Source organism: Pseudomonas sp. XP1, from assembly GCF_053557675.1.
Map to the genome: position 1 here is coordinate 175,291 of NZ_JBNRIJ010000007.1, position 13,091 is coordinate 188,381.

The window sequence follows — 13,091 nt, forward strand, 5'->3', positions numbered from 1 at the left end:
GCCAGCGAAGTCAGCCGGTTTTACCACTGATCAATGGAACAGCACAGCCGTCTTCTGCAGGGTAATCCAAACGCCCCAGGCCAACGGCACGACCACCACTGCCCAGGCCAGCAGCACCAGTGGCAGGCTACCCGGCGCCGCCTTCCACTCCAGCGAGCGCGCCCCGTCGGCGCCCTTGTCATGGCTCAACGCCCGCTCGGCAGCCAGTTCGGCATCGCTCATGAAATGCTTGTCGGCCACCGGCCGCACCAGCATGTTGCAGACGAAGCCCAGCACCAACAGGCCGGCGAGGATGTACAAGGTCATGTCATAGGCAGCTGCACGCTCCACCCCTGCCGCCAACTGGTACTCGCGCAGGTAGGTGATAAGCACCGGCCCCAGAACCCCCGCCGCTGCCCAGGCAGTCAGCAGGCGGCCATGAATGGCGCCGACCATCTGCGTGCCGAACAGGTCGGCCAGGTAGGCCGGTACCGTGGCAAACCCACCACCGTACATCGACAGGATGACGCAGAACGCCGCCACGAACAGCGCCACGTTACCCAGGTGCCCCATGTTCGGCACCAGGCTGTACAAGCCTACGCCCAAGGCAAAGAAGGCGAAATAGGTGTTCTTGCGGCCAATGTAGTCCGAGAACGACGCCCAGAAGAACCGCCCGCCGATGTTGAACAGGCTCAGCAGGCCGGTGAAGCCGGCGGCGATCGCCGCAATCTGCGCCAGCTGGGCGCTGTTCAGCTCACTGAAGCTCAGCCCGTTGCCCAGCAGCTTGCCGGCGAACACTTCCTGCAACAAGGGCGAAGCCATGCCGAGGATGCCGATACCGGCCGACACGTTCAGGCACAGCACCAGCCAGATCAGCGCGAACTGCGGGGTCTTCCAGGCCACGCTGACGTGTACGTGGCGGTCGGTGACCATGGTATTGCCAGCTTTCTTCACTGGGGCGCTCCAGCCTTCTGGCTTCCAGCCGGTGGGCGGTACGCGATACGCCAGGGCACCGGCGGTCATGAACACGAAGTAGATCGCCGCCATGACGACGAAGCTCTGCCACACGCCCACTTCCTGCGCATTGCCGAAATGGCCCATCAGCGCGGTGGCCAGCGGTGCACCGACCATGGCCCCGCCACCGAAGCCCATGATCGCCATGCCGGTGGCCATGCCGCGCTTGTCCGGGAACCACTTGATCAGGGTCGAAACCGGCGAGATGTAGCCCAGGCCCAGGCCGATACCACCGATTACGCCGGAACCCAGCCACATCAGCCACAGCTGGTGGGTTTTCACGCCAATCGCTGAAATCAGCATGCCGCCGCACCAGCACAGTGCCGACACCAGGCCGGCCTTGCGCGGGCCCGCGTGCTCCAGCCAACCACCCAGCACGGCCGCCGAGCAACCGAGGAAGACGAAGAACAGGGTGTAGATCCAGCTCAGCATGGAAATCGGCCAATCGCATTCGGCGCTGAACATACGGGCCATGAAGCCCATGTCCGCTGCGCAGGCAACTGGAGCGGTGATGCCAAGGGCTTGCGACAGCGGCAGCCAGAACACCGAGAAGCCATAGGCCATGCCGATGCACAGATGTATGGCCAGGGCGGCCGGCGGGACCAGCCAGCGGTTGAAGCCCGGACGGGCGATGATGCGCTCCTTCGACAGGAAGCCTGGCGCACTGGCCAAGGTCCCCGCCGCGACGGTACTGCTCATGGATCAGATCCTTCTTATAGGGAGGGTGCAGGCAAAGCGGCGCAAGGGTAGCAGCATCAAGCAGCGTGAAAGCAATCTGATATCGTTAATTTTTGCTCGGCTGAAACGGTCATGTTGCCTTTACCGGCCCTATCGCCGGCAAGCCAACTCCCACAAGTACCCCACCTACCTCGGGAACAGCGCGATCCCTGTGGGAGCTGGCTTGCCGGCGATAGGGCCAGTTCAGGCCGCACGTTCGGAACTGACAAAATCATGGCTGTCGAAAGCCGTACCATCTGATGCACGCATAGGAAATGTCTCGTATCTCTGGTCGAATACGCAGGGGCAACCACTGCGGCGCTATACTCTGGCGCCTGAATTTCAAAAACGGACTACAAGGACTCGCCCATGAAAGCGTTCGGCAAAATCCTGGGACTTGGGCTTCTCGGGTTGCTGCTGATCATCGTGGCGCTGGGCTTCGCCCTGACCCACCTCTTCGATCCCAACGACTACAAAGACGAGATTCGCCAGCTGGCACGTGACAAGGCTCACGTCGAGCTGACCCTCAACGGGGACATCGGCTGGAGCCTGTTCCCGTGGCTGGGCCTGGAGTTGCACGAAGCGAGCATTGCCACCTTGAACAAACCCAAGGAGCCGTTCGCCGACCTGCAGATGCTCGGCCTGTCGGTGCGTGTGCTGCCACTGCTGCGCCGCGAAGTGCAAATGAGCGACGTGCGCGTCGAGGGCCTGAACCTGACCCTGGCCCGTGACGAACAGGGCCATGGCAACTGGGAAGACATCGGCAAGCCATTGTCCGCGCAGAACGGCACCAGCGCCGATACGCAGGCCAGTGCACCGGCCCAGGCACCAGCTGAACAGGCGTCGGCACCGGTCGCCAGCAACGAACGCGCCGTCAAGCTGGACATCGACAGCCTGACCGTGAACAACGCACGCGTGCAGTACACCGATGCGAAGACCGGCCAGAGCTACAGCGCCGAAAGTATCCAGCTGAGCACCGGCCCGGTCCACGAAGGGGCGAACATTCCGCTCAAGGCCAGCGCCTTCCTAAGTGCCGGCCAGCCGAACATCAAGGCCCGCACCGAACTGGCCGGCGAGCTGCGCTTCGACCGCAAGCTCAAGCGCTACAACTTCGAAGACATGCGCCTGTCGGGCGAAACCTCGGGCGAGCCCACCGGCGGCAAGACCGTGACCTTCGCTGCCCAAGGCCAGGTGCTGGTCGACCTGGCCGCCAATGTCGCCTCGTGGAACGGCCTGAAAGTCTCGGCCAACCAGCTGCGCGCCCTGGGCGAACTGAACCTGCGTGACCTGGACAAGGCGCCACAGCTTAGCGGTGGCCTGTCCATCGCCCAGTTCGACCTGCGCACCTTCCTCGACAGCATCGGCCGCCCGCTGCCGGCCACCAACGACCCGGCGGCCTTCGCCAAGCTGGAACTGGTCACCCGCCTGCAGGGCACGCCGAACAGCCTGGCCCTGGAAGACCTGGCGGTGAAGCTGGATGACAGCACATTCAGTGGCCGCGTGGCCGTCGAAGACTTCGCCAAACAGGCCCTGCGCCTGCAGCTCAAGGGCGACACCTTCAACGCCGACCGCTACCTGCCGGCCAAGAGTGAAGAGGCCAAGGGCGCCACTGCCGCGCGCCAGGCCGAGGTCAAGCAACAGGAAGCCAGCGCGGTCGCCGGCCCTGGCACCACGCCGCTTCCCAACGCCCCGACCCAGGTCGCCTGGAGCGACGACAAGCTGCTGCCGGTCGACCGCCTGCGCGCCCTGGACTTGCAGGCCGACCTGGCCTTCGGCTCGCTGACCCTGGACAAACTGCCGATCGAAGAGGCCCAGCTCAAGGCCACCGGCCAGGGCGGCCTGCTGACCCTGCAAACCCTGCGCGGTGAACTGTACAAAGGCACCTTCGAGGCCAAGGGCACCGTCGATGTGCGCCCTGCCGTGCCGCAACTGGGCGTCAATACCAGCATCCAGCGGGTGCCGGTGGAACACTTCATCAAGACCGAGGGCAAGGAACAGACGCCACCGGTCAAAGGCCTGCTGACCCTGGCCAGCGACCTGACCGCCACCGGCAACAGCCAGAAGGCCCTGGTCGACACCCTCAACGGCAACGCCAACTTCGTCATCAACGACGGCGTGCTGGTCAATGCCAACCTGGAACAGCAGCTGTGCAAGGCCATCGCCACGCTGAACCGCAAATCGCTCACCGGCGAGCCACGCGGCAAGGACACCCCGTTCCAGGAACTGCGCGGCAGCCTGGTGGTGCGCAATGGCGTTGCCAACAACCCAGACCTCAAGGCGCGCATTCCGGGCTTGACCGTCAATGGCCATGGTGACCTCGACCTGCGTGTACTGGGCATGGACTACAACGTTGGCGTGGTCGTCGAAGGCGACCAGCGCGCCATGCCGGACCCGGCCTGCCAGGTCAACGAACGCTATGTGGGTGTCGAAATACCGCTGCGCTGCCGCGGCCCGCTTGAGCTGGGCGCCAAAGCCTGTCGCCTGGACCAGGACGGCCTGGGCAAGGTTGCCGCCAAGCTGGCCGGCAACCGCCTGCAGGACAAGATCGATGAAAAACTCGGAGACAAAGTGAGCCCTGAATTGAAAGACGCGCTCAAGGGGCTGTTCAAGCGATGAGCCCCGAGCAGTTCTCCAGCGCTGTGCTGGATTGGTATGACGAACACGGCCGGCACGACCTGCCCTGGCAACAGGGCATCAACCCATACCGGGTGTGGGTGTCGGAAATCATGTTGCAGCAGACCCAGGTCAGCACCGTGCTCAACTACTTCGACCGCTTCATGCAGGCCCTGCCGACCGTGCAGGCCCTGGCCGAGGCGCCGGAGGACGAGGTGCTGCACCTGTGGACGGGCCTGGGCTACTACACCCGGGCACGCAACCTGCAAAAGGCAGCGAAGATCGTGGTCGAACAGCATGGCGGCGAATTCCCGCGCAGTGTCGAGCAGCTCACCGAGCTGCCTGGCATCGGCCGCTCCACCGCCGGTGCCATCGCCAGCATCAGCATGGGCATCCGCGCACCGATCCTCGACGGCAACGTCAAGCGCGTGCTGGCCCGCTACACCGCCCAGGCTGGCTACCCCGGCGAGCCCAAGGTGGCCAACCAGCTGTGGGCCACGGCCGAACGCTTTACCCCGCAGCAGCGAGCCAACCACTACACCCAGGCGATGATGGACATGGGCGCCACGCTGTGTACTCGCAGCAAGCCCAGTTGCCTGATCTGCCCACTACAGCGAGGCTGCGAAGCGCACCTGCACGGTGAGGAAACCCGCTACCCCGAGCCCAAGCCGCGCAAGGCACTGCCGCAACGCCGCACACTGATGCCGCTGCTGGCCAACCACGAAGGCGCCATCCTGCTTTACCGCCGCCCGTCCAGCGGCCTGTGGGGTGGTTTGTGGAGCCTGCCGGAACTGGACGACATCGCCCAGCTCGACGACTTGGCCTACCAACACGGCCTTCGCCTGGCTGACAGCCGCGCCATGGACGGCCTGACCCATACCTTCAGCCACTTCCAGCTGGCGATCGAGCCCTGGCTGGTGCGCGTCGACCCGGTCGGCCAGCACGTGGCCGAGGCCGACTGGCTCTGGTATAACCTCGCCACCCCGCCGCGCCTGGGCCTCGCCGCCCCGGTGAAAAAACTGCTCAAACGCGCGGCCGACGAACTGATTGCAGGAGACGCCCTATGACCCGCACCGTGATGTGCCGCAAGTACAAAGAAGAACTGCCAGGCCTGGAACGCCCGCCCTACCCCGGCGCCAAGGGCCAGGACATCTTCGAACACATCTCGCAGAAAGCGTGGGCCGACTGGCAGAAGCACCAGACCATGCTGATCAACGAAAAACGCCTGAACATGATGAACGCCGAGGACCGCAAATTCCTCCAGGGCGAGATGGACAAGTTTTTCGCCGGCGAAGAATACGCCCAGGCGGAAGGCTACGTTCCACCCTCGGAATGACCCCACGGAACGTAAGCGACGGAATTAATTTAAAATTTTTTTAAAAAGTCGTTGACGAGCGGTCTGAAAGTCTATTTAATTCACCTCGTCGCCCAGATAGCTCAGTCGGTAGAGCAGAGGATTGAAAATCCTCGTGTCGGCGGTTCGACTCCGTCTCTGGGCACCACCTTCAAGCTTCTGGTGGTTGCAAAGTTACCCGAAGCGACAACAAGAAACCCGCCTAGTGCGGGTTTTTTGTTGTCTGTGTTTTTTGTCCTCCAGGAAAGCCCCCGCCTCATCAAGGGGGGGCCGCCCTACAAAAACGCTTAACCCTCATACTCACTCTGCGTCATCTGCCCCAAGTAGGAGACGCTCAACAAATGCAGCGTCTGGCCCGGGACCGAATCGGCGATTTTCTTGATGTCCGCCGCGGTCACCCGATAGCTGTCAGCAGGCAGAGTTCCCGAGCGGTAACCCACCTCCTCGCCGTCTTCGTCATAGCTGATGAAGTTGAGATAAAAGTAGTGCTTCATGTGTAACCTCCAGTTCAAGTGCCCCACACCGTGCGAGGCTTACGCAGCCTATTTGGCGCTTGCAGCCCACAACAGGTGGAACCGATGACACGGTGGCGCCAGGCCATTAGCCATTGACCCGCATCAACGAGGCAGCCGCCAACTCTCGATAGCATGGAGCATGGACATCCGACCCGACCCGCAAGGACCTCCATGAGCGAAGAATCCCCCCTCCTGCTCCCCGCTCCCAGCGAGCCCGCCATCACCACAGCCCGCATGCGCCGCCCACGCCAGCGCAAGCCGGAGCCGACGATCACCAGCATCAGCCAGCAACCTGCGGCACTGGAAGTCGCCACCGCCCCCAAGGGCAGCAACGAAGACAGCACCTCGGCCCGCCTGCCGGCCAGCTACCCCTACCGCACCCGCATGCGTCGCCAGGACTACGAAAAGGCCAAGCACGCACTGCAGATCGAGTTGCTGAAGGTACAGAGCTGGGTTAAGGCAACCGGCCAGCGCGTGGTGATCCTGTTCGAAGGGCGCGATGCCGCAGGCAAGGGCGGCACCATCAAGCGCTTCATGGAGCACCTCAACCCTCGCGGTGCGCGCATCGTTGCCCTGGAAAAGCCTTCCGAGCAGGAAAAAGGCCAGTGGTACTTCCAGCGCTACATCCAGCACCTGCCCACAGCGGGCGAAATGGTGTTCTTCGACCGCTCCTGGTACAACCGCGCCGGGGTCGAAAAGGTGATGGATTTCTGCTCGCCGCTGCAATACCTGGAATTCATGCGCCAGGCCCCGGAGCTGGAGCGGATGTTGTGCAACAGCGGCATCCTGCTGTTCAAGTACTGGTTCTCGGTGAACCGCGAAGAGCAGCTGCGCCGCTTCATCTCGCGCCGGGACGACCCACTGAAGCACTGGAAGCTGTCACCCATCGATATCAAGTCGCTGGACAAGTGGGACGACTACACCGCTGCCAAGGAGGCGATGTTCTTCCATACCGATACTGCCGATGCGCCATGGACCGTGATCAAGTCCGATGACAAGAAGCGTGCGCGGATCAACTGCATCCGGCACTTCCTGCATTCGCTGGATTACCCGGGCAAGGACCACAGCGTGGCGCATGCACCGGATGCGCTGCTGGTCGGGCGCGCATCGCGAGGTTTCGAGGAAGATGAGGCAGAGCCGCAGGCCAGTTGAATCGGCGTGCCTGCTGCGCTTCAATACGCGCAATTTCCGCCCCACCAAGGATTCACCCCATGGCCACCCCCACCAAGCAACAGAAACGCGCCAAGCGCGCCGCCAGCAAGGCCAAGCAGAACCGCATGGTACGCAGCGGCCAGGCAGTCAAGGCCAGCGCAGGCGACAGCGCCAGCATCGAGCAGGTGTATAACAAGGCCATGGAATCGGGCAGCTACGACCCACTGTTCAAGAAGATGAAGGAAGCCCAGGAAGGCGGCCTAGTGCCGATGATTTCGGTGTTTCTGGTAGACCCGCTGCTGGCCCTGGTGCTCAAGGGGCACAAGGAAGAACACGCCACCGACTACATCGTGCTGGTGTTCAATGCCTACCGCAAATGGCTGGACGGGGCCGACGAAGAGGCCACCATGGCCTGGCTGGAGAGCGATGAGTTCCAGGCAGCTTATGTGGCGGCTTCTGAACTGGTTGCCAAGCAGCAACAGCAGCAGAAGCAGTTTGGTTGACAGGGCCATGTGACCTGCCCCGGCCCATTCGCGGGTAAACCCGCTCCCACAGGGATATCACAGAAATTGAGATATGTGGTGTACCTGTGGGAGCGGGTTTACCCGCGAACAGGCCGGTACAGTCCACAAAAAAGGCCGCGCCCTTCACAGGACGCGGCCTTTTCATTTCAGCTAGCGCAGATCAGTTATCCAGCGCCACCCGCCCGGCAGCTTCACGCTTGCGGTGCACCAGCAAGCCAGCCGCCACCACACCAATGCTCAGCAGTGCGGTCGCGATGATTTCGGCGCGATGGTCCTCACGCAGCGCCATTACCACCAGAATGGCGATGATGAAGGCAATGGTCGCCCAGGTCAGGCCCGGGAACAGCCACATCTTGAAGGTGATCTTCTCGCCGCGGGCTTCACGCTGGGCACGCATGCGCAACTGCGACACGGCAATCACCAGGTACACCAGCAGCGCAATGGCACCAGAGCTGGCAAGCAGGAACTCGAACACCTGGGCCGGGGCCACGAAGTTGGCGAACACACAGAGGAACGCCGCTGCAGTGGACAGCAGAACCGCCACATGCGGGGTAGCCGACTTGGTGGTGCGCTGGGCAATGGCCGGGGCGTCACCACGCTTGCTCAGCGAGAACAGCATGCGCGACGAGGTGTACAGCGCCGAGTTCAGGCAGCTGGTCACGGCGATCAGCACGACGATATCGACGATCAGTTTGGCATTCGGCACGCCGATGCGGCTCAGCACGGTCTGGTAGGAACCGGTCTCGGCCAGGGCCGGGTCGTTCCATGGCACCAGTGCCACGACCAGGAAGATCGACACCAGGTAGAACAGGCAGATACGCCAGATCACCGAGTTGGTGGCGCGGCTGATCTGCTTGCCCGGGTCCTTCGATTCGGCAGCGGCGATGGTAACGATTTCGGTACCCATGAACGAGAACATGGTGGTCAGCATGGCTGCCAGCACCGCGCCCAGGCCGTTAGGCATGAAGCCCTGGGTGTCGAACAGGTGGCTGGCACCGCTTACCTGGCTGCTCGGCATGAAGCCGAACAAGGCAGCACAACCCACAGCGATGAAGCCGATGATCGCCAGCACCTTGAGCAGGGCGAACCAGAACTCGAACTCGCCGTAGTTCTTCACGCTGCACAGGTTGGTCAGGGTCAGCGCCAGGGTGATGACCAGGGAGAACGCCCACAGGTCGACCGCAGGGAACCAGGCATGCAGGATGGCCGCGGCGGCGTTGGCCTCCAGCGGAATTACCAGTACCCAGAACCACCAGTACAGCCAGCCAATGGTGAAACCGGCCCAACGCCCGATGGCGCGGTCGGCATATGTCGAGAACGAACCTGTGTCAGGCGAGGCGACCGCCATTTCGCCCAACATGCGCATCACCAGCACGACCAGCGTACCGGCGGCAGCGTAAGCCAGCAGCACGGCCGGGCCGGCAGCAGCGATGGCGTGGCCGGAGCCAACGAACAGGCCGGCACCGATGACGCCAGCGATGGACAGCATGGTCACATGCCGTTGTTTGAGCCCCTGAGCGAGGTCATTGGAATTGTTACCGCTCATTAAAACTACCTTTGTAAGGAGTGGACCACTCCGACTGCGGTTACGGAGCGCGCCTGGGGTTGACCTGGGCGTCGCTGCAATCGGCGGTTTCCAACTGGCAATAAGCGCGCCATGTGCTGAATGCATTCGTCAGAAAAGTCTGCGAGCCTTTTGGTATGCGGTTTGGAGGGCTTTCGGCCAATGCCTGACCGAAAGGCCGCCAAATCATCGGATTACTGAAATACTCACTTACAAACGCACCAAAGGTGCTCCCCGGTAACACCCGTGCACCACTGCAATGCCAAAAAGTGCAACCTGCAGGTACAACCTCGGCACCTGACCGCCTCCGTTCGCGGGCATACTCACTCACACAGGTCAGGCGCAACCATTTGGGCATTTTAAAGAACCTGTGGGAGCGGGCATGCCCGCGAAAGGTCTAAAACCGCTTCCATGAGCGGGCCAAAGCTGGCACCATCGCGCCTTTTTTCATCAAGGCTCTGGTGCTGGGCGATGCCTTCGCGGACATCCGCGCGACGTTGCGCTGCAACGATGCGACAAACTGCCCCACCAGCGCCCCGAGCCCCCAGCGACCCTGTTGGCCGTGATAATGCCGCTATGCTAGCGTGGCGCACGCCAGGAAGGCCGCCAACAGCTGGGAACGCACCCGTACACATGAGGACCGCACATGGCTCAGGCCACGCCCGCGCTGGAAATCCGCAATCTGCACAAACGCTACGGCGAGCAGGAAATTCTCAAGGGCATTTCGCTGACCGCGCGCGACGGTGACGTGATCTCCATCCTGGGGTCGTCCGGCTCCGGCAAGTCCACCCTGCTGCGCTGCATCAACCTGCTCGAAAACCCGCACCAGGGCGAAATCCTGGTCGCCGGTGAAGCCCTCAAGCTCAAGGCCGCCAAGAACGGCGACCTGGTCGCCGCGGACAACCGCCAGATCAACCGCCTGCGCAGCGAGATCGGCTTCGTCTTCCAGAACTTCAACCTGTGGCCGCACATGTCGATCCTCGACAACATCATCGAGGCGCCACGCCGCGTGCTCGGCCAGAGCAAGGCCGAGGCCATCGAAGCCGCCGAAGCCCTGTTGAACAAGGTGGGCATCTACGACAAGCGCCACAGCTACCCCGCCCAGCTTTCCGGTGGCCAGCAACAGCGCGCCGCCATTGCCCGTACCCTGGCCATGAAGCCCAAGGTCATCCTGTTCGACGAGCCAACTTCGGCGCTCGACCCGGAAATGGTCCAGGAAGTGCTAAACGTTATCCGCGCATTGGCCGAAGAAGGCCGTACCATGCTGCTGGTGACGCACGAGATGAGCTTTGCCCGCCATGTGTCCAGTGAAGTCGTCTTCCTGCACCAGGGCCTGGTAGAAGAGCAGGGATCGCCGCAGCAGGTCTTCGAGAACCCGACCTCGGCGCGTTGCAAGCAATTCATGTCCAGCCACCGCTAACGGAGCAATACATGCACACTTACAAGAAGTTCCTCCTGGCAGCTGCTGCCACGCTGGTGATGTCGGCCAACGCCCTGGCCGCAGAAAAACTGCGCATGGGTATCGAAGCCGCCTACCCACCGTTCAACAACAAGGATGCCAGCGGTAACGTGGTCGGCTTCGACAAAGACATCGGCGACGCCCTGTGCGCCAAGATGAAAGTCGAGTGCTCGGTCGTCACTTCCGACTGGGACGGCATCATCCCGGCCTTGAACGCCAAGAAGTTCGACTTCCTGGTGTCGTCGCTGTCGATCACCGACGAGCGCAAGCAGGCCGTGGACTTCACCGAGCCGTACTACTCGAACAAGCTGCAGTTCATCGCGCCGAAAAACGTCGACTTCAAGACCGACAAGGCCTCGCTCAAGGGCAAGGTGATCGGCACCCAGCGCGCCACCCTTGCTGGTACCTGGCTTGAAGACAACTACGGTGACGACGTAGAGATCAAGCTGTACGACACCCAGGAAAACGCCTACCTCGATCTGGTTTCCGGCCGCATCGACGGCATACTGGCCGACAAGTACGTGCAGTACGAGTGGCTGAAAAGCAAAGACGGCTCGAACTTCGAGTTCAAGGGCGAGCCGGTGATGGACAGCGACAAGATCGGCATTGCCGTGCGCAAGGGTGACACCAAGCTGCGCGACGACCTGAACAAGGCCCTGGCAGAAATCAAGGCCGACGGCACGTACAAGAAGATCAACGACAAGTACTTCCCGTTCAGCATCGAATGATCCGCCCCGACCGGCGCGCCCTTGCGGCGCGCCAGTCCCTAGAATGACCTGCCCATGAATATCGACCTGCACGGATTCGGTCCGGCCATGATGGCCGGCACCCTGATGACCGTAAAACTGGCGCTTTGCGCCTTGCTGCTGGGGCTGGTCCTGGGCCTGCTCGGCGCCCTGGCCAAGACTTCCTCGATCAAGCCGCTGCAATGGCTTGGTGGCTTCTATTCGACCCTGGTTCGCGGCGTGCCCGAACTGCTGTGGGTACTGCTTATTTATTTCGGCACCGTCGGCTTGATGAACGCCCTCGGTGAAGCCCTGAACATGCCGGGCCTGGAGCTCAGCGCCTTCGCTGCGGGTGTTATCGCGCTGGGCCTGTGCTTCGGCGCCTACGCCACCGAAGTGTTCCGTGGCGCCATCCTGGCGATCCCCAAGGGCCACCGTGAAGCCGGCCTGGCGCTTGGCCTGTCCAAGGGCCGCATCCTTTCGCGGATCATCCTGCCGCAAATGTGGCGCATCGCCCTGCCCGGCCTTGGCAACCTGTTCATGATCCTGATGAAGGACACCGCCTTGGTGTCGGTGATCGGCCTGGAAGAAATCATGCGCCACGCACAAATCGGCGTGACCGTGACCAAAGAGCCGTTCACCTTCTACATGGTCGCGGCCTGCATCTACCTGAGCCTGACCATCATCGCGATGGCCGGAATGCACTTCATGGAAAAACGCGCCGCTCGCGGCTTTGCGAGGGCCGAATAATGAATTGGGAAGTCATCATCAAATGGCTGCCACGCCTGGCCCAGGGTGCGACCCTGACCCTGGAGCTGGTGGCCATCGCGGTGGTTGCCGGGTTGATCCTGGCCATCCCGCTGGGCATCGCCCGCTCCTCGCGCCACTGGTATGTGCGCGCGGTGCCGTTCAGCTACATCTTCTTCTTCCGTGGCACGCCGCTGCTGGTGCAGCTGTTCCTGGTCTACTACGGCCTGGCGCAGTTCGACGCGGTGCGTTCGAGTTCGCTGTGGCCGTACCTGCGCGACCCGTTCTGGTGCACCGTGCTGACCATGACCCTGCACACTGCTGCCTACATCGCCGAGATCCTGCGCGGCGCGCTGCAGTCGATCCCCAAGGGTGAGATCGAGGCGGCGCGGGCGCTGGGCATGTCGCGGGGCAAGACGCTGTTCTACATCATGCTGCCACGCGCCGCGCGCATCGGCCTGCCGGCGTACAGCAACGAAGTGATCCTGATGCTCAAGGCCAGCGCCCTGGCCAGTACCGTGACCCTGCTGGAATTGACCGGCATGGCCCGTACCATCATCGCCCGCACCTACCTGCCGGTAGAGATCTTCTTTGCCGCCGGGGTGTTCTACCTGGTGATCTCGTTCGTGCTGGTGCAGGGCTTCAAGCTGCTGGAGCGTTGGTTGCGCGTGGATGCCTGCCAGGGCCGCTGAAACCACTTAGCCTTCTTCGCGGGTAAACCCGCTCCC

General features: G+C 62.6%; 12 protein-coding genes and 1 tRNA gene. 10 read left to right on the forward strand and 3 right to left on the reverse strand.

The window, feature by feature from the left end; translation table 11 throughout:
• Positions 1-30 precede the first annotated feature (30 nt).
• Positions 31-1,692: an OFA family MFS transporter gene (locus ACK1U9_RS09405; RefSeq protein WP_108481433.1), complete on the reverse strand. Its 1,662-nt coding sequence runs from the start codon at positions 1,690-1,692 to the stop codon at positions 31-33.
• 387 nt (positions 1,693-2,079) lie between these two features.
• Here ACK1U9_RS09405 and ACK1U9_RS09410 point away from each other — a divergent pair, with 387 nt between their 5' ends.
• The 4 genes from ACK1U9_RS09410 to ACK1U9_RS09425 all read left to right on the forward strand — a co-directional run bounded on the left by ACK1U9_RS09410 (position 2,080) and on the right by ACK1U9_RS09425 (position 5,825).
• The gene (locus ACK1U9_RS09410) at positions 2,080-4,326 is read left to right on the forward strand and encodes an AsmA family protein (RefSeq protein ID WP_108481434.1); all 2,247 of its coding nucleotides are present in this window, start codon (positions 2,080-2,082) and stop codon (positions 4,324-4,326) included.
• Positions 4,323-5,390, forward strand: a complete 1,068-nt coding sequence (gene mutY, locus ACK1U9_RS09415; RefSeq protein WP_108481435.1) for an A/G-specific adenine glycosylase — start codon at positions 4,323-4,325, stop codon at positions 5,388-5,390. The genes ACK1U9_RS09410 and mutY overlap by 4 nt, the downstream gene beginning before the upstream one ends.
• Positions 5,387-5,659 carry an oxidative damage protection protein gene (locus ACK1U9_RS09420; RefSeq protein ID WP_003257478.1) on the forward strand — a complete coding sequence of 91 codons (273 nt, stop codon included), beginning with the start codon at positions 5,387-5,389 and terminating at the stop codon, positions 5,657-5,659. The genes mutY and ACK1U9_RS09420 overlap by 4 nt, the downstream gene beginning before the upstream one ends.
• A 90-nt stretch (positions 5,660-5,749) precedes the next feature.
• Positions 5,750-5,825 (forward strand) — tRNA-Phe (locus ACK1U9_RS09425).
• 139 nt (positions 5,826-5,964) lie between these two features.
• Here ACK1U9_RS09425 and ACK1U9_RS09430 read toward each other — a convergent pair.
• Positions 5,965-6,171 carry a hypothetical protein gene (locus ACK1U9_RS09430; protein ID WP_046614501.1) on the reverse strand — a complete coding sequence of 69 codons (207 nt, stop codon included), beginning with the start codon at positions 6,169-6,171 and terminating at the stop codon, positions 5,965-5,967.
• Positions 6,172-6,363: 192 nt separating this feature from the next.
• On the opposite strand from ACK1U9_RS09430, the gene ppk2 reads away from it, so the two are divergent.
• Positions 6,364-7,344 carry a polyphosphate kinase 2 gene (gene ppk2 / locus ACK1U9_RS09435; protein WP_046614502.1) on the forward strand — a complete coding sequence of 327 codons (981 nt, stop codon included), beginning with the start codon at positions 6,364-6,366 and terminating at the stop codon, positions 7,342-7,344.
• Between the two features lie 59 nt (positions 7,345-7,403).
• Positions 7,404-7,847 carry a hypothetical protein gene (locus ACK1U9_RS09440; RefSeq protein WP_013970488.1) on the forward strand — a complete coding sequence of 148 codons (444 nt, stop codon included), beginning with the start codon at positions 7,404-7,406 and terminating at the stop codon, positions 7,845-7,847.
• Between the two features lie 181 nt (positions 7,848-8,028).
• Here ACK1U9_RS09440 and gabP read toward each other — a convergent pair whose 3' ends face one another.
• Entirely contained in the window at positions 8,029-9,414 is a 1,386-nt protein-coding gene (gabP, locus tag ACK1U9_RS09445) for a GABA permease (protein WP_449109843.1), read from the reverse strand.
• Between the two features lie 664 nt (positions 9,415-10,078).
• Here gabP and ACK1U9_RS09450 point away from each other — a divergent pair.
• The 4 genes from ACK1U9_RS09450 to ACK1U9_RS09465 are packed head-to-tail and all read left to right on the forward strand — an operon-like array spanning position 10,079 to position 13,055.
• Complete coding sequence (locus ACK1U9_RS09450; RefSeq protein ID WP_003257472.1) at positions 10,079-10,852, forward strand: ABC transporter ATP-binding protein; 774 nt, start codon at positions 10,079-10,081, stop codon at positions 10,850-10,852.
• 11 nt (positions 10,853-10,863) lie between these two features.
• Positions 10,864-11,619 carry an ABC transporter substrate-binding protein gene (locus ACK1U9_RS09455; RefSeq protein ID WP_075044342.1) on the forward strand — a complete coding sequence of 252 codons (756 nt, stop codon included), beginning with the start codon at positions 10,864-10,866 and terminating at the stop codon, positions 11,617-11,619.
• A gap of 54 nt (positions 11,620-11,673) precedes the next feature.
• The gene (locus ACK1U9_RS09460) at positions 11,674-12,366 is read left to right on the forward strand and encodes an ABC transporter permease (protein WP_449109844.1); all 693 of its coding nucleotides are present in this window, start codon (positions 11,674-11,676) and stop codon (positions 12,364-12,366) included.
• Positions 12,366-13,055 carry an ABC transporter permease gene (locus tag ACK1U9_RS09465; RefSeq protein WP_015268628.1) on the forward strand — a complete coding sequence of 230 codons (690 nt, stop codon included), beginning with the start codon at positions 12,366-12,368 and terminating at the stop codon, positions 13,053-13,055. The genes ACK1U9_RS09460 and ACK1U9_RS09465 overlap by 1 nt, the downstream gene beginning before the upstream one ends.
• Positions 13,056-13,091 lie beyond the last annotated feature (36 nt).

Bases quoted from the DNA above. Each gene is read 5' to 3' on its own strand.
- ACK1U9_RS09405 (WP_108481433.1), bottom strand. From the start codon at position 1,692: ATGAGCAGTACCGTCGCGGCGGGGACCTTGGCCAGTGCGCCAGGCTTC.
- ACK1U9_RS09410 (WP_108481434.1), top strand. From the start codon at position 2,080: ATGAAAGCGTTCGGCAAAATCCTGGGACTTGGGCTTCTCGGGTTGCTG.
- mutY (WP_108481435.1), top strand. From the start codon at position 4,323: ATGAGCCCCGAGCAGTTCTCCAGCGCTGTGCTGGATTGGTATGACGAA.
- ACK1U9_RS09420 (WP_003257478.1), top strand. From the start codon at position 5,387: ATGACCCGCACCGTGATGTGCCGCAAGTACAAAGAAGAACTGCCAGGC.
- ACK1U9_RS09430 (WP_046614501.1), bottom strand. From the start codon at position 6,171: ATGAAGCACTACTTTTATCTCAACTTCATCAGCTATGACGAAGACGGC.
- ppk2 (WP_046614502.1), top strand. From the start codon at position 6,364: ATGAGCGAAGAATCCCCCCTCCTGCTCCCCGCTCCCAGCGAGCCCGCC.
- ACK1U9_RS09440 (WP_013970488.1), top strand. From the start codon at position 7,404: ATGGCCACCCCCACCAAGCAACAGAAACGCGCCAAGCGCGCCGCCAGC.
- gabP (WP_449109843.1), bottom strand. From the start codon at position 9,414: ATGAGCGGTAACAATTCCAATGACCTCGCTCAGGGGCTCAAACAACGG.
- ACK1U9_RS09450 (WP_003257472.1), top strand. From the start codon at position 10,079: ATGGCTCAGGCCACGCCCGCGCTGGAAATCCGCAATCTGCACAAACGC.
- ACK1U9_RS09455 (WP_075044342.1), top strand. From the start codon at position 10,864: ATGCACACTTACAAGAAGTTCCTCCTGGCAGCTGCTGCCACGCTGGTG.
- ACK1U9_RS09460 (WP_449109844.1), top strand. From the start codon at position 11,674: ATGAATATCGACCTGCACGGATTCGGTCCGGCCATGATGGCCGGCACC.
- ACK1U9_RS09465 (WP_015268628.1), top strand. From the start codon at position 12,366: ATGAATTGGGAAGTCATCATCAAATGGCTGCCACGCCTGGCCCAGGGT.